At 32.8% G+C, this 16,920-nt stretch carries 23 protein-coding genes; 2 read left to right on the forward strand and 21 right to left on the reverse strand.

Annotation, left to right across the window (positions count from 1 at the left end):
* Positions 1 to 226: 226 nt before the first annotated feature.
* The 12 genes from ACR9EA_RS07480 to ACR9EA_RS07535 all read right to left on the reverse strand — a co-directional run bounded on the left by ACR9EA_RS07480 (position 227) and on the right by ACR9EA_RS07535 (position 11,027).
* On the reverse strand, positions 227 to 526 hold the full coding sequence (locus ACR9EA_RS07480) for a type II toxin-antitoxin system RelE/ParE family toxin (protein ID WP_435139267.1): 300 nt from the start codon (positions 524 to 526) through the stop codon (positions 227 to 229).
* Positions 519 to 767: a type II toxin-antitoxin system ParD family antitoxin gene (locus tag ACR9EA_RS07485; RefSeq protein ID WP_435139269.1), complete on the reverse strand. Its 249-nt coding sequence runs from the start codon at positions 765 to 767 to the stop codon at positions 519 to 521. Before ACR9EA_RS07485 ends, ACR9EA_RS07480 begins: the two co-directional genes overlap by 8 nt.
* A 176-nt stretch (positions 768 to 943) precedes the next feature.
* Positions 944 to 1,810 carry an IS3 family transposase gene (locus ACR9EA_RS07490; RefSeq protein WP_435139812.1) on the reverse strand — a complete coding sequence of 289 codons (867 nt, stop codon included), beginning with the start codon at positions 1,808 to 1,810 and terminating at the stop codon, positions 944 to 946.
* Positions 1,738 to 2,196 (reverse strand): transposase, encoded by a 459-nt coding sequence (locus tag ACR9EA_RS07495; protein WP_435138282.1) that lies wholly within the window; start codon positions 2,194 to 2,196, stop codon positions 1,738 to 1,740. Before ACR9EA_RS07495 ends, ACR9EA_RS07490 begins: the two co-directional genes overlap by 73 nt.
* Before the next feature lie 302 nt (positions 2,197 to 2,498).
* Positions 2,499 to 3,578: an HpaII family restriction endonuclease gene (locus ACR9EA_RS07500; protein ID WP_435139271.1), complete on the reverse strand. Its 1,080-nt coding sequence runs from the start codon at positions 3,576 to 3,578 to the stop codon at positions 2,499 to 2,501.
* Entirely contained in the window at positions 3,575 to 4,837 is a 1,263-nt protein-coding gene (locus ACR9EA_RS07505; protein WP_435139273.1) for a DNA cytosine methyltransferase, read from the reverse strand. The genes ACR9EA_RS07500 and ACR9EA_RS07505 overlap by 4 nt, the downstream gene beginning before the upstream one ends.
* Positions 4,838 to 5,148: 311 nt before the next feature.
* Entirely contained in the window at positions 5,149 to 5,676 is a 528-nt protein-coding gene (locus ACR9EA_RS07510) for a DUF6933 domain-containing protein (protein WP_435139275.1), read from the reverse strand.
* A gap of 72 nt (positions 5,677 to 5,748) precedes the next feature.
* On the reverse strand, positions 5,749 to 6,600 hold the full coding sequence (locus ACR9EA_RS07515; RefSeq protein WP_435139850.1) for an IS3 family transposase: 852 nt from the start codon (positions 6,598 to 6,600) through the stop codon (positions 5,749 to 5,751).
* Positions 6,600 to 6,971, reverse strand: a complete 372-nt coding sequence (locus tag ACR9EA_RS07520) for a transposase (RefSeq protein WP_435139277.1) — start codon at positions 6,969 to 6,971, stop codon at positions 6,600 to 6,602. Before ACR9EA_RS07520 ends, ACR9EA_RS07515 begins: the two co-directional genes overlap by 1 nt.
* Before the next feature lie 452 nt (positions 6,972 to 7,423).
* The gene (gene istB, locus ACR9EA_RS07525) at positions 7,424 to 8,149 is read right to left on the reverse strand and encodes an IS21-like element helper ATPase IstB (RefSeq protein WP_435134525.1); all 726 of its coding nucleotides are present in this window, start codon (positions 8,147 to 8,149) and stop codon (positions 7,424 to 7,426) included.
* 9 nt (positions 8,150 to 8,158) lie between these two features.
* Complete coding sequence (istA, locus tag ACR9EA_RS07530) at positions 8,159 to 9,703, reverse strand: IS21 family transposase (protein WP_435134522.1); 1,545 nt, start codon at positions 9,701 to 9,703, stop codon at positions 8,159 to 8,161.
* A 646-nt stretch (positions 9,704 to 10,349) separates the two neighbouring features.
* Entirely contained in the window at positions 10,350 to 11,027 is a 678-nt protein-coding gene (locus ACR9EA_RS07535) for a hypothetical protein (protein ID WP_435139279.1), read from the reverse strand.
* 153 nt (positions 11,028 to 11,180) lie between these two features.
* Between ACR9EA_RS07535 and ACR9EA_RS07540 the strand changes: the two genes are divergently transcribed.
* Positions 11,181 to 11,342, forward strand: a complete 162-nt coding sequence (locus ACR9EA_RS07540; protein WP_435139280.1) for a hypothetical protein — start codon at positions 11,181 to 11,183, stop codon at positions 11,340 to 11,342.
* 174 nt (positions 11,343 to 11,516) lie between these two features.
* Here ACR9EA_RS07540 and ACR9EA_RS07545 read toward each other — a convergent pair whose 3' ends face one another.
* The 3 genes from ACR9EA_RS07545 to ACR9EA_RS07555 form a co-directional block, all read right to left on the reverse strand.
* Positions 11,517 to 12,152, reverse strand: coding sequence for a hypothetical protein (locus ACR9EA_RS07545; RefSeq protein WP_435139281.1), 636 nt, complete (start codon positions 12,150 to 12,152; stop codon positions 11,517 to 11,519).
* Between the two features lie 180 nt (positions 12,153 to 12,332).
* Positions 12,333 to 12,632, reverse strand: a complete 300-nt coding sequence (locus ACR9EA_RS07550) for a hypothetical protein (RefSeq protein ID WP_435139282.1) — start codon at positions 12,630 to 12,632, stop codon at positions 12,333 to 12,335.
* Positions 12,633 to 13,025: a contact-dependent growth inhibition system immunity protein gene (locus tag ACR9EA_RS07555; RefSeq protein ID WP_435139283.1), complete on the reverse strand. Its 393-nt coding sequence runs from the start codon at positions 13,023 to 13,025 to the stop codon at positions 12,633 to 12,635.
* A gap of 192 nt (positions 13,026 to 13,217) precedes the next feature.
* Between ACR9EA_RS07555 and ACR9EA_RS07560 the strand changes: the two genes are divergently transcribed.
* Entirely contained in the window at positions 13,218 to 13,766 is a 549-nt protein-coding gene (locus ACR9EA_RS07560; protein WP_435139285.1) for a hypothetical protein, read from the forward strand.
* Here ACR9EA_RS07560 and ACR9EA_RS07565 read toward each other — a convergent pair.
* From ACR9EA_RS07565 to ACR9EA_RS07590, 6 genes are all read right to left on the reverse strand, one after another.
* Positions 13,742 to 13,912: a hypothetical protein gene (locus ACR9EA_RS07565; RefSeq protein ID WP_435139287.1), complete on the reverse strand. Its 171-nt coding sequence runs from the start codon at positions 13,910 to 13,912 to the stop codon at positions 13,742 to 13,744. The genes ACR9EA_RS07560 and ACR9EA_RS07565 overlap by 25 nt on opposite strands.
* Positions 13,913 to 14,053: 141 nt before the next feature.
* Positions 14,054 to 14,614, reverse strand: a complete 561-nt coding sequence (locus ACR9EA_RS07570; protein ID WP_435139288.1) for a hypothetical protein — start codon at positions 14,612 to 14,614, stop codon at positions 14,054 to 14,056.
* A 144-nt stretch (positions 14,615 to 14,758) separates the two neighbouring features.
* Positions 14,759 to 15,301, reverse strand: coding sequence for a hypothetical protein (locus ACR9EA_RS07575; protein ID WP_435139290.1), 543 nt, complete (start codon positions 15,299 to 15,301; stop codon positions 14,759 to 14,761).
* A 215-nt stretch (positions 15,302 to 15,516) separates the two neighbouring features.
* Positions 15,517 to 16,035 (reverse strand): hypothetical protein, encoded by a 519-nt coding sequence (locus ACR9EA_RS07580; protein WP_435139292.1) that lies wholly within the window; start codon positions 16,033 to 16,035, stop codon positions 15,517 to 15,519.
* 128 nt (positions 16,036 to 16,163) lie between these two features.
* Positions 16,164 to 16,532 (reverse strand): hypothetical protein, encoded by a 369-nt coding sequence (locus ACR9EA_RS07585; RefSeq protein WP_435139294.1) that lies wholly within the window; start codon positions 16,530 to 16,532, stop codon positions 16,164 to 16,166.
* Entirely contained in the window at positions 16,533 to 16,838 is a 306-nt protein-coding gene (locus tag ACR9EA_RS07590) for a barstar family protein (protein ID WP_435139296.1), read from the reverse strand.
* Positions 16,839 to 16,920: the final 82 nt, after the last annotated feature.

Raw genomic sequence — 16,920 nt, forward strand, 5'->3', positions numbered from 1 at the left:
GTGTTCAGATCCGCGCGTTGCTTTAATCAAATTCAGATTTAGAATTCCATCGGATTTCTCCGCGTCTGAGTGAGTTCGGAGCTATTTTTTGTAACGGTTAGGCTATGAACAGTTGCGTGGGATAGTACGGACTTTAGCAAGTACACGACAAGCTGAAAATTCCTGCGGAATTTTCAGGATAAGCCTGTAATAGCAATTGTTTATAGCCATTGTTGTAGCCAGTTTTTTATTCGTTTATTCTGTTTTTCAAATCCATTCGTTCGTGCAAAATCCTCGTAATTTCAATCGGCTCGTTGACAGATTTCCGATAAAATATTATGTGTCGTTTTGATTTGACTCCGAACAGTTCGTTTTTTATTCCCGTGTAATTTTTTCCTGCGTTTGGGTTGTCCGCAATTTCTTGACAATTTTCGAGTAGCATCTCAAAATATTTATCCGCTTGTTTTTCGGACCATTTATCGGTTGTGTATTCCCAAATACTTGTCAAATCCTCAACGGCTTTATTCGTCAGCTTATATTCAGCCATTGTTTTTACGTCTTGCCTTTAATTCTTGAAGGTGTTTTTTAGGGTCGAAATCGTGAGCGATTCCACTATCTATTCCTTCTTGAATTGCTTTTCTCAACGCAATAACCTTACTTTCTTCGTCTTCCAAAAGTCGAAGTCCGGCACGAATTACTTCACTGACATTTTTGTATCGTCCAGCCGAAACTTGGGTTTGAACAAATTGGTCAAAATAATTTCCAAGCGATATTGAAGTGTTTTTCATTTTCTTAAATTTCTTCAAATTTACCAAATTTTGGTAAAATATCCAAATTCAACTTGGTTTTTATCGGTTTCGTGTATTATACTGAAATAGGTTGACCTTTTTTCGGTTCATTTTTGCACGATCAAACCATTTTTTTAGCCGTTTAGAAGGCAAAAAATAATTTGAACTAGGTCTTTTTAAATCGTTAGTTCAGGTAAACTTACATTATTTTTTCTATAGGATCTATATTTTATATTGGGATTTCGGTGAACTTCATCGGGCTTTCTTAGATCCAGGCTAAAATGGGTTCTAAGGTTGTTGTAAATATATACAGCTTGGTCTGTTAGTTTTTGAGCCATTTTGGTGTTTTTAATAGTTTGTTTTAGCCCATATTCATGTTTTAGCGTTCTGTTAATACGCTCAGCAACAGCGTTTTCATAAGGGTCGTATTGTTCTGTCATGCTCATTGTAATACCATTGCTCTCAGCAAAATCTGTGTACTTAGGATTGCAGTACTGTAAGCCTCTGTCGGAATGATGAATGAGTTTTTTCTTTGGATATTTTCTGTTTTTTATGGCCATATTAAGCGCTTCTAAGCAAAGCGAAGTTCTCATATGGTTATCAAGTTTATAACCCATTATTTTCTTTGAATAGGCATCGGTTATAATGGCAAGGTAATTATGGCCGTTTTCTGTTTTGATATATGTGATATCGCTAACCCATAGCTGTTCGGGCCGGGTAGGGACGTGGTCTTTGACTAGGTTTTTGTATTTTTTGTACATGTGGTTAGAGTTCGTGGTTGTGATGTAGTTTTTAGTTTTAGGAACCAGCAAGCTGTTTAGCCTTAAAAGCCTATAGAATTTATCTCTGCCAATTTTAATGTTGTTGTTGATAAGTTCCTGTTTTAGCTCTTTATACAGTTTGATTCCTCCTGTTTTAGAGCCTACTTTTTTACGGTAATCCTTAACTAAAGCAACTATTTTTTGGAGGTCTAATTCTTGTTTTTGTTGGTTTTTGATCCTTTTGTAGAAGGCTTGTTTACTAATCCCAAAACATCCGTAGATCCATTTTCTTTTAAACGGTCTTTCTTCTTTTTCTCTATCTCTTTTGCCAATGTTTTGGGCAATGACTTTTTTGACATATCTACGCCTGTAATGAGCTCCATATCAGCGATAATATCCTGTTGGAAGTCTTTTTGAAACTCTAGTTCTTCAATACGTTCTTTAAGTTTTTTGATCTCGTCGTTTTTGCTCATACCAGTATTTTGTTGTACTAATGTACTGTATTTTCTTAACCAATAGGAAATTGTTGTCCTTGGGACATCGTATTTTTTAGAAGCTTGGTTGTTTGAGATGTGTCCGGTTAGGATTTGGTCAACGACCAAAAGTTTGGTCTCTAAATTGACTTTTTGGTAGCTTTTTTTTTGCCAGTGTTCTTTTTGAGTTTTCATAAGTGACTGTAATTAATTGCTTAATTTTTGGTCAACCTATTTCAGGAAAATTCAGGGTCAAGCTTACGCACAACGGTCTCGTATAAGCGTCAGTTACGGGCTAAATTAGCGATAATTTTCGGTTTGGTGCTGACGATAAATTTGCGTAATTCCCTTTGGATTAAGTATTTAAATCGCTATTTTTTATATACTTTGTTGTAGGTAGTGCTTTATTCAGCGTTGGCAAAAGACATACTTTTTTGCAATTTTTGGCTTTCTTTCGGCTGGTGCGAATTGCAAATGTGTATGACTTTGAGCGTTGGCTATTTTGTGAATCGGATTTGTAAGTTCAATTTGAAAAATATTTGTCCGTTATCCACATAGATTTCTCCAAATCCGTGTCGAGAAGAACTTGCTGTATCAAGTTTTGTGTTATTTAGTAGATAGTCCTCAAATTCATTTCGGTTGTAAATGTGATAGCACAAAACATCTCCATTTTCCTTAACGATTAAATATCCGCCTGTAGCATCATATTTTCCAGTCCAAACTTGAGATGGCATCATTCCAAGCGCAACATCTGTTAGAAAACGCTTGATTTTATATTCGTAAAATTTATGCTCATTCTCAATATCAAATTCTAACGGATTTTTCTTTGCTGTCAGGTTGACTAAATCAGTTAAATGAGAAAATTCTGTTGTATAGAAATCAAAAACTATTTGCGACAAAATTTGAGGAAGCAAACTATCAATAAGCACAAGGTTATTTGAAAATATTTGCCTCTCTGTTTTCACAAACTCAAATATTCCACCTTTACTTTGAATTTGAGTAATTCTGTCCATTATCTTACTCCTTGTGTTAATGGAATTTATTTGGTCAATCTCGTCTCTTGTTAAATGCGTAAAGTTAATTTTGTAAATGAAATTGGTTGTTTTGCCCGCATTTAATAGAGTAGAAGGACTTCCAAGTTGTGATTTTATACTAAATCCTAAAGTCGGTTGCTGATTTGTCCTTTGGTCGTGAACAACAATTGTAATATCTGTTTTTGCAGAAGAATTTGCTTTTAAAGAGATACAGTTAATTGACTGCATAAACTCTTCGATTACAGGAACCGAAAAAGTTCTTTCTGTACTTTGCTTAATTACATTTAAAAGATAAAGAGCCTTTTCTTTAAATTCTATAATTGGAATTTTCAGTACTTGTTCATTACCTGAAATCAAGATAATTTCATCCTGAATTGAGTACTCAAAATCGCCATTGCTTTCTGAACGAAGAATTTTGATTATAGGATAAACTAAACCTTCTAATTTTTCAATATCCTTATCTCCAAGAAATAATTGTTTATCGCCTAATAATTTGAAAAGCGCATAAATTTCGCTCCATTCGCCTTTGTTTCCTGTAATCATTTGTAGTTTAGTTTTTCTATGATTTTTTTCGCTGTTGCTTGAATTGCGGGAACTGCAACTGAATTTCCGAATTGCTTGTATGCTTGTGCGTCTGAAACTACTATTTTAAAATTGTCTGGAAAACCTTGTAATCTTGCCCACTCACGAGGTGTCATTTTCCTAATTCCTTCTCGATTTACCTCTCCAGAAATGTTGGTTATTGGTTTGAAATTTGTCAGTCTATCATCGAAAACTAAATTTCGTTCTCTGCCCATACCACCGCAAACTACCGCATTTGCAGTTCCATCATTTGGAATGATTTCATAGCCAAATCCATTTCCTTTGCTTTCGTGTCTTGCTTTGTGATTTCTTAAAGTATCTATGTAGGTAGTTGAAAGATAATATTTTACTGAGACTTCTTTTTCTTCCAAAATATCTTCCAAAATAGCATCTTTATTGGTTGGTTCTGGATATTCAAAGTCTGTAATTTTGGTGTCCTTGTGGAAGCCAACTATAAAAATTCGTTCACGGTTTTGGGGCACTCCAAATTCCTTGGCATTTATAATTTGTGGCTCTGGAACGTAGTAGCCTAAATCTTCACGAAGCACATTTAAAATGGTTGCCAAAGTTTTTCCTTTATCGTGATTTCTTAAACCTTTTACATTTTCGAGGAAAATTGCTTTTGGTTGTTTTTTCTTTATGATTTCCGCTACGTCAAAAAATAGCGTTCCTCTTGTGTCTTCAAATCCGCCACGTCTTCCTGCAATTGAAAATGCTTGACAAGGAAAACCTGCACAAAGTACATCGAAGTTGTCAGGAATGTAGCTTTTTGTTTGAGGTTTTGTGATGTCGCCAAACGGAATTTCTCCAAAATTAGCTCTATATGTTTTTTTTGAATATTTGTCCCATTCACTTGTAAAAACACATTTCCCACCCAAATTTTGAAATGCTAATCGAAATCCCCCAATTCCTGCGAATAGGTCAATAAATTTAAAATCTGGTTTTTCTGGTGCTGGAAATGGAACAGAATTTTTGTTGTTGAAAATCAAATATTGTAATGCATCTTCTGCAACTTTTGTAGAGATTTTGTTCGCTGAATTTTCAGATAAAATCTCTTTTACAAAATTCAGCGCATCTTTTTTAAAAAATTGGGAAACACCATTTTTATGGTTGTGCAAGTAATGAGAATACGAAGCTTGTTTGGGATTTTCAGGTTCGATAATGTTAATCTCAAACAATTGTCCGTCAATATTTTCTATTACTGTTTTTTCGTTTAACATTTAATTTTCAATTCAAGATTTGTTGTCTGCAAGATAAGAAGTCTTTCGCTAATTTTTAAATGATTCCAAAGTGTTTTTCCAACTCTTTTGAACAATTTAAAAACAGAAATTCGGTTGGGAAATTTTTAGCTCTTTTGGTTTTTTAGCTTCGGAAAAAAACAAAAGTGCTAAAAAATGTGGCTGGTTCTCGCATTACCTACAACGGTTTTGTTTATGAAAAGTTGCGAATTTAGCGACGAGGATTTTCCGTAGGAAAATCAGAAGTTGGTAAATTAGCGACTATGTTCCGTTTTGTTAAAAGTAGCAATTTTTTATAAACGTTGTTGTGCGTAGGCTTTTATTGATTCATTCATTACTTCTTTCGGATATTTCCATTTCAACATTTGGTTTGGTGAGCTGTTCAATCCACTATTTATTTTTCTGAAAGGTAAATTTTCAAAGCTTCCGTATTCCATTTTCCAATGGTCAATACTAAACATACAATTATTTAATGAACCATTTGCACTTCTATCATTATTCGTTTCGCAGAGTTTTATTTCTCCAATTAATTCACTCAATTTTCCATAATCAATTTCAATTCCGTCATTTTTGAGTTGGGAATGCAGCGTTTTTGTAAAAATCTCCGTGATATTATTTAAATCAGATGTTTTTATGTCTGAAAGAATGAGTAAATATTTAGTCAGTTTATTTACTATTAACCAGCATTTTTTTCGGTCAACATAAAAAATAGTCGCAACCCATTCTCCTAAGATTTTATTTTCGGATTCGCTTTTTTCAACGATTGATTTTTTTATCGTTTTTTCAAGCTTGCGTGTTGTGTAAATTTGGGTTTGATTCATTTATTTTCTCGTTATTCAGAGGTTTTTATCAGCTGTCTAGTCCTGAAATATGGCTACAGGTTAAACATTGTATTAAGCGGTTAATTTGTATACCATATTTGGTGTTTTAAAATCTAAAGATAAGTGTAATCTTACTTCGTTATATAATTTAATGGCATTTTTTGTAGCTCTCTTTGCGTGAGCCGTATCCATAAAGGTCTGATCCAGATAAAATTCATCTTTTAAAATGCCGTTTACACGTTCAGCCATTGCGTTTTCATAGCAATGGTTTTCTTCGGTCATACTTATGCCGATGTGTTTTCTTTTAAGTATCTGGGTGTATACATTGCTGCAATATTGTATTCCTCTATCGGAGTGATGTATGAGTCCATCAATGTTCTTTGTTTGGTATAAAGCCTTATTTAGAGTTCTAACACAGCCGCTTAGTTCCAAGCTGTCGCTTAGGTCGTAGCCGACTATTTTTCTGGAATAGGCATCAGTAATCAAAGCCAGATAACAAAATCCTTTTAGGGTTCTGATGTATGTGATGTCACTTACCCAAACCTGGTTAGGTCTTGTTACAATGACGTCTTTAGCGATGTTCTTGTACTTACGGAACCTGTGCAAGGAATTGGTGGTTTTTGCACTGTGTTTTTTCCTTAAGGTCAACATATTGTTTGCTCTAAGTACATTTAAAAGCGTATCTCTTCCAACTTTGATATTAGCTTTGGTAAACTCTACATCCAATGATTTCATCATTTTTCGAACCCCTTCTCTAGGTAAGGATTTGCGACGTTTTTTTACAATTTCTAAGATCTGTTTTTCTAGTTTCAGACGTTTTGTTTCTCTGTTAAGGTGCTTATAATAGGCATCTCTTTTGAGTCCGAAACAGGCACAGATAGTAGTTAACGAAGCAAATCTTTCACTTTTTGTTTTAGCTTTGATTAAGGCTTGATATTTAGTTTTTTTTTGAGTTCAACAACACTCTTGTAACCTAGTTTCTCAGCAGCCACTTCCAGATAGGAGTCCAGTACCATTGCGTCAAGATCCTTTTTGAGCAATAGTTTTTTAAGCTGTTCAATCTCTTTTTGAAGCTCTTTAATACGTGTTATTTCGTCTTTTGTTTCCACTTTAATTCTGGTATTCATTAGGTCTTTACGTTCGTATTTCCTAATCCATTCGTTAATAGTTGTAGGATTGATTCCGTAGAGTTTGCCTAATTGGTTTTTGTTAAGTTTTCCAGTGGTAAGTTCGTCTAAAATTTTCAATTTAAACGATTCGCTGTAGCGTCTAATTACTTTGTCATTTTTGTACATAATTATTAAAATTATGTAGCCTTATTTCCGGACGGGTGTATTATACTGAAATAGGTTGACCTTTTTTCGGTTCATTTTTGCACGATCAAACCATTTTTTTAGCCGTTTAGAAGGCAAAAAATAATTTGAACTAGGTCTTTTTAAATCGTTAGTTCAGGTAAACTTACATTATTTTTTCTATAGGATCTATATTTTATATTGGGATTTCGGTGAACTTCATCGGGCTTTCTTAGATCCAGGCTAAAATGGGTTCTAAGGTTGTTGTAAATATATACAGCTTGGTCTGTTAGTTTTTGAGCCATTTTGGTGTTTTTAATAGTTTGTTTTAGCCCATATTCATGTTTTAGCGTTCTGTTTGGATGGGGCGGACAAAGTGAGCCACCCTCGGCGGGTCAAACTGAGCATAGTAAACTAAGTGCTCAAAATCGATTCATTTGTGTTTAAATTTAGTGTTATTTTTTTAATTTTTTACGCATAGATTCTCCTTTAATATCAATACGATGAGCTGTGTGTACAAGCCTGTCTAAAATGGCATCTGCAATGGTGTGTTCTCCTATCAGTTCATGCCAGGCTTCCACAGGTAATTGCGAGGCAATAATGGTACTGTGTTTACCATGGCGGTCTTCAATAATTTCCATTAATGCATGACGGTTCATATTATCCAGAGCTCTAAGACCAAAGTCGTCTAAAATTAAAAGATCTTGTTTTTCTAGTTTACTAATCTGTTTTAAATAGGAACCATCTGCCTTAGCGGTTTTTAATAAGGTAAACAGTTTATTGGTATTATAATACACAACCTTGTAGCCTAGAGAACACGCTTGATGTCCTATAGCAGAGGCCATATAGCTTTTACCGGCACCAGTACTTCCAGTTATAAGGATATTTTGTTTATTTTTAATAAAATCACAACAAGAAAAACGTTGGATCTGGTTTTTATCGAGTGCTCTTGACGGATCATAGTCTATAGCTTCCATGACGGCACTGTACCTAAAGTAAGCCGATTTTGTTAAGCGTTCTATTTTACGGTTTTGACGATCGTCCCATTCAGATTGGGTAAGATATGCTACGAGTTCGTCGCTGGTGTAGTTAATGCTCTCGGGCGTTAAACTATTTTCAAAGGCTCTATGCATACCAAAGAGCCTTAGTTGCTTCATTTGTTCTAATGTTTTTGTATTCATAATCTAATTTTATTTATAATAGTGACTGCCTCTAATGTTATTATGGTTGGGGATATCAACGGGTTCCTCTATGGTTTCATCTAGTTTGTCCCATCCTTTTTTTAGTATGTTTTCTATCATATTATAATTATAAGAGTCATAATCCAAAGCACGTCTACAAGCATTATCTAAGCGCTGTTTTCCCACTTTTTTGGCTAAGTGAAGTATACCTAAACAGGATTTATAGGACTGTTCTGGATGTTGTTTTTTGTTCAGGATTTTAATAATCATGGTTTGGCAATGTACTCCTATGTGGCCTGCCCAATCGATAAATTTTTCACTGCTCCATTCACTAACAAAGCGATGGTGTGAGGGCATATGTTCCTTGGTGGTCGTATACCCGTATTTCTTAGGCGCCCTTGCATGAAAGGTCAACAGTTCATTTTGATGGTAGATCTCAATGACACTCTCAGAGTATATAACTTTAACACGTTTGCCAATATGTTGGTAAGGCACACTATAATAGTGTTTGTCTTTACCAAAGTATATATGGCTATTTTTATGAACGGTAGCTCTGGACTGCCTCTTAATTTCATAGCGCTTTTCTGGTAAGGGTTTCAAGGCTTGTTTTTCGATTTCTTCAAACAAAGAATATCTGGAGTACTCGCGCCCTCTAAAAGACATAGCATTATGCTTTTTAAGCTGCTCTAATATGGCCTTGTTAAGCTCTGATTTACTATGAAAGGTTTGATGGCGGAGCGGTGCAAATACACGGGTATATATGATGCGAACGGCATTCTCTACAATGGCCTTATCACGAGGTTTGTAGGCTCTTGTAGGTAATACTGCAGTGTCGTAATGTTCTGCAAAATCTGCAAAATCTGCATTAACTCTAGGTTCATAGCGACTACTTTTATTAACAGCTGCCCGAAGGTTATCGGGCACTAGAGCCTGTGGTACGCCTCCATAAAACCAAAGTGCATTTTCTACACAAGCCATAAAGTCTTCTTTCTTCTGGCTCTCACAGGCTTCTACATAAGTATATTGGCTACTGCCCAAAACACACACAAAAACCTCTAAATCCTGGATTTCTCCTGTGTGCCTGTCCACTATGGTGAGTTTCTTTCCTGTAAAATCTATAAATAATTTATCGCCGGCTTTGTGTGTAAAATGCATTACAGGCGACACTTCCTTGCTCCATTCTCGATACCAGTATCTGAACTGGGATAGTTTATAGCCATTAGGATGCTTGGCATAATATTCCTGCCATAAAAGTTCTTTGGTAACGCCCGTTTTGCGAAGCTCCTTATCAAAATAAGGAAAGTACTTTTCTAATATAACAAGCTGTTCGGGTTTGGTTTTTTGGTCCGATTTAAAAAGTCTGTCCAACTCTTCTAAGGTCATGGCTGACACTTCATAGCCTGTTAACCCATATCGTTTGAAGAAATCGATGTACTTATCGATGGTATTACGTGAAATGTCAAGTTGGAGGCTTATTTTTCGCTTGCTGACACCCTCACTGTAAAGCTTAAATATCTGTTTTATTTTACGCATATCTATTTGTTTATTGGCCATGATCTTTTTAGGTAAAAGATCGAAAATGCCGTACAAATAGAATCGATTTTTTTAGTGGCTCAGTTTCATCCGCTGTGGGTGGCTCAATTTCATCCGCCGCACTATGCTCACTTTAATCCGCTGCAGGTGGCTCACTATGGCCGTTTTTTGCACATTACAGTAATCAGCGAATTCGAGTCGAAATTTATTCCACTCATAGAAAGTCCAATTAATTATTTTACAATAATCTCTTTTAAAACTTCGAGCAGTGTTAAAAGTCAAAATATCTTGAGTTTCATAATCGTTTTCGGTATTGTCATAATACCAAGAATTAGTCGCGTCTGATACATAATTTCTCGATTTGACTAAAGTTTCCTTAAGCATTTTTTTCAATTCACTTTTCGAAACAGATTGTCCAAATGATAATATGCTCGTAAATATTAATATTACGCTAATCAGTTTAATTTTCATCGTTTTTTCTGCTTGCACACAACGGTTTTGGCTAGGCTTTGTGCGGGAAGAAAATCGGCAAGATTTTCGAACACGTACTAAGCCGAAGCTTTTTGTTTGGATTTGTTTCTTTGATTTCACAAAGCCAAATCAATAAGATTTGGCGACTTAGTAAATATACACAAAACTTTGAGAAAGCACAGAACCCGCATGAAGTTTAGCCGGTGTTGGTAGTAGTTTTTTTCTTATTAAAATTCAATTTCCATTTATAAAGTGCAATTTTATACAAAATAAAAAATCCAAAAACAGAAAAAAATGTAGCTAATATGAGAGCTATAATTATCCAAAATTTAGTTAATTCCCATTTTCGGTTGTTATAAAAATCCTCCGTTCTTTGTAAATTTAAAACAGTTAAGTTCTCACTTTCTTTTAAGTCATTTTCATTTAAATAATGTTGAGTAATATTATTATTCAGATTTAAGCTAAAATATTCGCTGTCATTTGTTTTTCCATAAACTTTATTATTTGTCAATTGTAATTCAGTGATGTTACTTAATAAAGTTTCTTCATTACATTTTAGAAAAGCTTTGTCAGTAATATCAATCATAAATATTTCACAAGAATCATTTAATGGTACATACCAAGAATCTCCAATTCCAATGTCTATGTTTTTTGTTTCAGAAATAATTAGTCCTCCAATTAATAAGGTGAGAAAAAAAGAATATAAAATTTGAAAAGGAGCAACAACAGCAATAAATATTTTTCTTTTCTTTTTTTTATTGTTGGATAAAAAGTATGTTAAAAATCCAGATATAAGAGCTATAATAGAACTAACAATAAATATTAAAATTATAGGTATTATTAGACCTAAAATTATTCCCATTATAAATGCCATTTCATTTCTGGTTTTTAATTACTACCAACGGTGAGCATAAGCGTAGTGCGACTTTGAAACACGGAACTTTGAATTAAACGATAAACTAATAATTAAAAACTTATAGATATGTACGTAGGATTAGAAAGAACAAAAGATTTAAAATATGGACAAATGGCATTATGCAGATGTCCTGAATGGAATGACGAAGGCTATCAAGTAGCGACTTGGAATGGTGAAGAGTTTGAGTACTCTGGGCAACCAAATGATATGTTTAATGACTTGGTAATTGCCTTTGTGAAATTAGATGAAGACGGTGAGCCAATAAGTTTTTAATTATGGTATTTGAAACACTAAACTTGATTTTAAGCACTGTACTAAGCATTACGTTTATGCAGTGTTGTAAAATCGTTTTAATGTTTTACAACGGTTTTGTGTATGGCTTGTTGTGGGAAATCCGCAAGAATTTTCCGCCGTGACCTAAAGATAGCAAATTGCAATGAATTCCGATTAGGAATTCAGCCGCAATGAGCTATACACGTTGTTGGCAATAGTTATTTCTTCTTTAAATTCCTGTATTTTATTATAATCCTGAATATTCAAAATTTCTAAAAGTTGTAACCAACTGATAATTCCTTTCTTATGATAATGAACAAAAACCTCTTTAAAAAACTCAATCTTTTCACTTTCAGTTTGCAAGAAATTACATTTTATTGGTTCTCCATTTTTTAATATTAATGAAAATTCATTATCAATTCCATTTGATAAATGTGGAGAAAATTTCAGCATTGAATTCACAAACATTCCTTTAATGTCATAAGCATTTATAAATTCAATCTTTTTTATTTGTCCAAGGTTATATGCTTTATCTCCAATTTGTATTTTGTCTTTCCAAAAAGTTATTTTTCCAGAATATTCTCCTATTTCTCTTTCATATCTAAAAAATGTACTTATCATAAGTCCAATTATGTAGATTGTTCCAAAAATCAAAATCCCAGTTTCCCAACCCTTAAAATTAAATTCGTACGATGCTTTCAAATAGTAAATCAGAAATATTAAGATTGTCCAAGAAATCGCAACAATATTTTCAGGAGAAATATAAAATCCTTTTTTCTTTTTGAATATTTTAAGGCTTCTCGGGTTCATTTTCTAATTATTGCCAACGGTCTAGTATAAGATTAGTTGCGTGGTTTAAGCAACTAATTTAGCAAATAAAAACCGAATAGAAAATCCGCGAGGATTTTCGTAAATAGGCTAGAACCAAGCAATTAATTTTATACATTGTTGGCAACTGGCTTTTATTCATTCAGTTCCATTTTTTTCTAATTAATTTAAAAATAAACTTCCTAAAATTGGTAAAACTCCAAAAACCACAAGTCCAACTATTGAAATCCAATATTGATAATTTTTTTTCTCTTTTTTTATTGTACTAAAAATTATAAAAATCAGACTCAATAAAAGCAAAACTGTTCCTAAAATTCCAAAATAAAATAAAACTTCTGCTGTGTTGTCTCCTTCATTAAATAAACTTGTGTAACTAATTGTCAGGTAGAAGGAAATAATATTAATTATTAAAATCCAAATCATAAAATGGAAAGCCCATTTTTTAAAATTTATATTATTCATTTAAGTTAGTTTTTCAATTATTCTGTCAAACTTCTTTTCTCCGAGTTCATTTTTTATTAATTCCGAATTCTGTTCCACAATTTTTTTAAAATTCAGAAATTCAGCTTGATTTGTATTCCAAAATTCAGTCGGTAAATTTGAAACAGCAACAAGTAAATCGCCTTCGTAAAAGTCACATTCGGTCAAAATATTCCGTTCGAGTTTTTCGAGTGCAATTCCGATTAAATACTCAATTCCTATTTTTTGAGAAATCAAAAGTCTTATTTGCTCGTTAGTTAATTCCGCAATACTTATTTTCCGATAACGATAACATTTTTCAACCATATCAGTCGGAAATTCGGAAGGGTTTTTCCAAATATCTTTTTCTAATTGTTCGATTGATTTTGTTTCCATTCTCGATTTTTTCAGCTTGTTGCCAACGGTTTTGTATATGGTTTGTTGCGTGATTCAGTAACTAAGTTAGCAAATAAAAACCGAATAGAAAATCCGCGAGGATTTTCGTAAGTAGGCTAGAACTAGCAATAAATTATATACGGTGTTGGCAAATCGTTTTTTCTTTTTACATTAACATTTTAAATTCAGATTATGAAAAATAAACTAAATATTAAATTATTAGATAAATTAAGCATTGAAAATTTACAAATTATAAAATCCGAAGCCGAATTAAATCTTGAAGACTTATCAAGTTCGGAAGATATTATTACAAACAAATCAAATACACTTTTTCAAGTTCTCGTTGTTATTTTCACAACAATAGTCGGCTATTTGGTCAGTCAGATTAATTCTTTTGACATAAAGTCTATTTTAATCCAAATCAGCATTGTTTTATGCATTGTTTTTGGATTCGTACTGTTCTTATTGATAAAAGTTATTTATCCGAACAAAGTCGCTTTAAAAGGTGCTTCTCCAAATAATTTAATTCAAGATTTCCTTTTTAATAAAAAATCCGATAAAAGTCAGACAAAACAGATTTTAAGGAATAGAGTTTATTCCTTAAATATCGCTATTGAAAGTAATAAAGAAAATTTAAAAAATCGTGTTCGACTTTTTGATTGGGCAAATAAATCAATTCTTATCGGACTAATAATCGTATTAATTTATTCAGCAATTTATTTCTTTACACTTCCGTCTTGATTTTCAGTTCTTTCAACATATGTATTCGAATCACGATAAGGTGTTGAATTTCCTGAACTACTATTTGAATCCGAATCGTTTGATGATGAATTGTTATTTTCGTCTTTATCACTCATAATGTTTAATTTTTGCGTTATGTCGGTCAAATGTTTGCCAACGGTTTTGTATAAGCGTCAGTAACGTGAAAATACGCGAGTATTTTCCGCCGCTACTAAAGATAGCAAAAACGCATGGAATTTTCGGCAGAAAATTCCGCAGTTATTGCGCTTACACGTTGTTGCCAATAGTTATTTTTTTTTATACACAAGTATATTATATTTTAACTCAGTTCCGTCACTTGGTAAGAGGTCAAATACTTTCAATTCATTTTCCGTTATTTCTACAAATTCAATTTCATTTTTCGTGAACTCCTTTAATGTTCCTGACTTTTTTAGTTTTTCTAAAAGTTCAGGTGAAACTCTGTCAATAGGTACATTGTACTTTGGTTTATCATAGATCATCCGAAATAATTTGAATTCCTTATCATATATCCATTTTCCTGTTTCGCAATTTGTCGGATTTTCACAACCAATTAACTTATAAGTTCCGTTTTTATTTATCTGCATACTTGGTCGCCAGATATTTTCTAATGCTGTTATTGTATCGTTAACTACATGATTTCGTTGAGAAATTATTTTTCCATTTTTATCAGTTAGTTTTTGGAATTCCCAAGTTCCAATAATCAATTTTTCAATTTCCGATGAGTTCTTTTTAGTTTTTGCTTCATCGATTAATTCCAAATAAGATTTTTCAGATTGACCGAAGTTTAAAATAGGGATTAAAAGTATGATTGTCAGTAGTTTTTTCATAATTATTGGCAACGGTTTTGTTTATGAAAAGTTGCGAATTTATCGACGAGGATTTTCTGTAGGAAAATCAGAAGTTGATAAATTTGCAACAAAGTTCCGTTTTGGTTAAAAATAGCAATTTTTTATAAACGTTGTTGTAACACGTTATTTTTTCAATTTAATTACTAATGTGTCTGTTACTATTCTCTCTTTCCAACCAATTTCTTTATTCGGATTCTTTTCTTTCAATTGTAGATAAATTTCATCAGGAAAAAACTCAAAATACATTGTTTTTCTCCTCTTTTCGATTCCTCCATTAGTATTATCTATTTTTCCATCAATTATTGGTGTTAGGCTAAATAAAAATGAATTCTCATTTGATTTTTCAAAGTCAATGATAACATTAAACCCTCTTGCAAGTCGTAGTTTTGGACACAAACAAGATTCATAGTCAAAATACCATTGTTTTTCAATCCACACATCATTCAATTTAACAATTTCATTGTGATACTTTAATTCAAATTCTGGAATAAAATTCTTATAATCTGTAATATAAAATCCCATTTGTTGGGAGAATTCTTTATCTCTTGAAATTTTCGGGCAATTAGGACATTTATCCTCAAGTTTACACAGATTATCTGCTACGTAGAAAGATGCAAATCCAATCAGAGCTAATATTAAAATTATTAAAAGAGCCTTTCTTCTCATTATTTTATGATGCGGTATATTTTCTGCTTAGTTCAATTATCATTGCGTTGACTAATGTGTTACAACGTTGATGTATATGGTTTGTTGCGTGGTTTAAGCACCTAATTTAGCAAATAAAAACCGAATAGAAAATCCGCGAGGATTTTCGTAAGTAGGCTAGAACTAGCAATAAATTATATACGGTGTTGTAAGCTGGCTTTTTATTCCGCTTATTATTAAATCACAAACCATTTTTCATCAAATTCTGCAATTGGTTCATAATTTTTGTTTGTTCCAAAATGAATTTCGTCTTCGTGGAAAAAGAACAAAGTCCATTCAAGGCTTTGGTCAAAAACTGTCAAATCATCAGCTCCTCCATAAAAAATCGAATTCCAATATTTAATTACAAATTTCCATTTGATTATCATCCCGTTATTTTCGTCCCAAGAGAGGAAAACTTCTTTGTCAAAAGGAATTGCTCTTTGGTAAAGCCATTTCGTTATTTCTTTGTCATTATTTTCCAGAATTTTAGTCTTGTCCAAATTACGAAACATTCCATTCTTAAAAGGCAATTCACTATGGACTTTGCAATCACTTAAAAAATCAGCAAGAAATTCCGCTCCAACTTTGTCTAAAGGCTTTAATTCATTCAAATGTTGTTCAGGTAAGCAATCATATTCTTCCTCCGTAAATCTCCATTTAAGAGTAAATTCGGTCATCGGAATTATATGTTTATTTAATTGTTCGAATGTCATTTTCAGCTTGCTTACAACGGTTTTGTATAAGATTAGTTGCGTTGTTTAAGCAACTAATTTAGCAGATACAAACCGAATAGAAAATCCGCGAGGATTTTCGTAAGTAGGCTAGTACCAAGCAATTAATTTTATACGTTGTTGGCAGTAGTTTTTTCTTTTTTATACTTTTCTAAATCTTGAATAAATTCCTTTAGTTTTATTTCAAACTTTCTTTTTGTCATACTTATAGAAGCAAATTCACTCGAATCATCGTTCCAATTTTTAGGGAATTCAGTTGATGCTTTGATTTCATAAATTCCTTGTCCTTTTTTCCTTTGCCTCTCGAATTGAGGGTCAACTATAAAACATAGATAAAAGAAAATATTTTGGTCGAATTTAAATTGAACTTTCCAATGTTCATCATCCCACCATTCTCGGCTTTCATCAATTAGGGCTATTTCCCAATTTTTCTTGTCGAGTTCTTGCTCAATTTGATATTTATATCCAGACTTTTTCAATTAACTATTAGTTGAAATTATCAAATTCGGTTTTTCTCCAACTTCTATTTTTCTATAATTAACGAAAGCTCCACATTCCAAAATTGCGTTTAACAATTCAGGTGCATTTTCTTTTAGATATTTTCCGTTATCAATTTCCAATAGAGTTGGTTTATCAGTCAGTTCGTCAACACAGTCAATCCAAGCATTCATATTTTCTCCATAATAATCTGGAAAATTCATTTCTTTCTTAAATTCAGAGTGGAATGTTTTCCAATTTTTTAATCTCTTACCTTTAATTCTGAATGTTTGCATTTCGTTTCTCAAATTACTGCCAACGGTTTTGTATATGGCTTGTAGCTTGTAAATTAGCAATTATCTTCGAATTAAGCACAAGCCAGATTTTTAA

The sequence above is a fragment of the Formosa sp. A9 genome, assembly GCF_051200825.1.
Classification (GTDB): Bacteria; Bacteroidota; Bacteroidia; order Flavobacteriales; family Flavobacteriaceae; genus Formosa.

Bases quoted from the DNA above. Each gene is read 5' to 3' on its own strand.
- ACR9EA_RS07545 (WP_435139281.1), bottom strand. From the start codon at position 12,152: ATGAACCCGAGAAGCCTTAAAATATTCAAAAAGAAAAAAGGATTTTAT.
- istA (WP_435134522.1), bottom strand. From the start codon at position 9,703: ATGGCCAATAAACAAATAGATATGCGTAAAATAAAACAGATATTTAAG.
- ACR9EA_RS07510 (WP_435139275.1), bottom strand. From the start codon at position 5,676: ATGAATCAAACCCAAATTTACACAACACGCAAGCTTGAAAAAACGATA.
- ACR9EA_RS07555 (WP_435139283.1), bottom strand. From the start codon at position 13,025: ATGGAAACAAAATCAATCGAACAATTAGAAAAAGATATTTGGAAAAAC.
- ACR9EA_RS07505 (WP_435139273.1), bottom strand. From the start codon at position 4,837: ATGTTAAACGAAAAAACAGTAATAGAAAATATTGACGGACAATTGTTT.
- ACR9EA_RS07560 (WP_435139285.1), top strand. From the start codon at position 13,218: ATGAAAAATAAACTAAATATTAAATTATTAGATAAATTAAGCATTGAA.
- ACR9EA_RS07495 (WP_435138282.1), bottom strand. From the start codon at position 2,196: ATGAAAACTCAAAAAGAACACTGGCAAAAAAAAAGCTACCAAAAAGTC.
- ACR9EA_RS07540 (WP_435139280.1), top strand. From the start codon at position 11,181: ATGGCATTATGCAGATGTCCTGAATGGAATGACGAAGGCTATCAAGTA.
- ACR9EA_RS07550 (WP_435139282.1), bottom strand. From the start codon at position 12,632: ATGAATAATATAAATTTTAAAAAATGGGCTTTCCATTTTATGATTTGG.
- ACR9EA_RS07500 (WP_435139271.1), bottom strand. From the start codon at position 3,578: ATGATTACAGGAAACAAAGGCGAATGGAGCGAAATTTATGCGCTTTTC.
- istB (WP_435134525.1), bottom strand. From the start codon at position 8,149: ATGAATACAAAAACATTAGAACAAATGAAGCAACTAAGGCTCTTTGGT.
- ACR9EA_RS07535 (WP_435139279.1), bottom strand. From the start codon at position 11,027: ATGGCATTTATAATGGGAATAATTTTAGGTCTAATAATACCTATAATT.
- ACR9EA_RS07580 (WP_435139292.1), bottom strand. From the start codon at position 16,035: ATGACATTCGAACAATTAAATAAACATATAATTCCGATGACCGAATTT.
- ACR9EA_RS07575 (WP_435139290.1), bottom strand. From the start codon at position 15,301: ATGAGAAGAAAGGCTCTTTTAATAATTTTAATATTAGCTCTGATTGGA.
- ACR9EA_RS07570 (WP_435139288.1), bottom strand. From the start codon at position 14,614: ATGAAAAAACTACTGACAATCATACTTTTAATCCCTATTTTAAACTTC.
- ACR9EA_RS07520 (WP_435139277.1), bottom strand. From the start codon at position 6,971: ATGTACAAAAATGACAAAGTAATTAGACGCTACAGCGAATCGTTTAAA.
- ACR9EA_RS07480 (WP_435139267.1), bottom strand. From the start codon at position 526: ATGGCTGAATATAAGCTGACGAATAAAGCCGTTGAGGATTTGACAAGT.
- ACR9EA_RS07485 (WP_435139269.1), bottom strand. From the start codon at position 767: ATGAAAAACACTTCAATATCGCTTGGAAATTATTTTGACCAATTTGTT.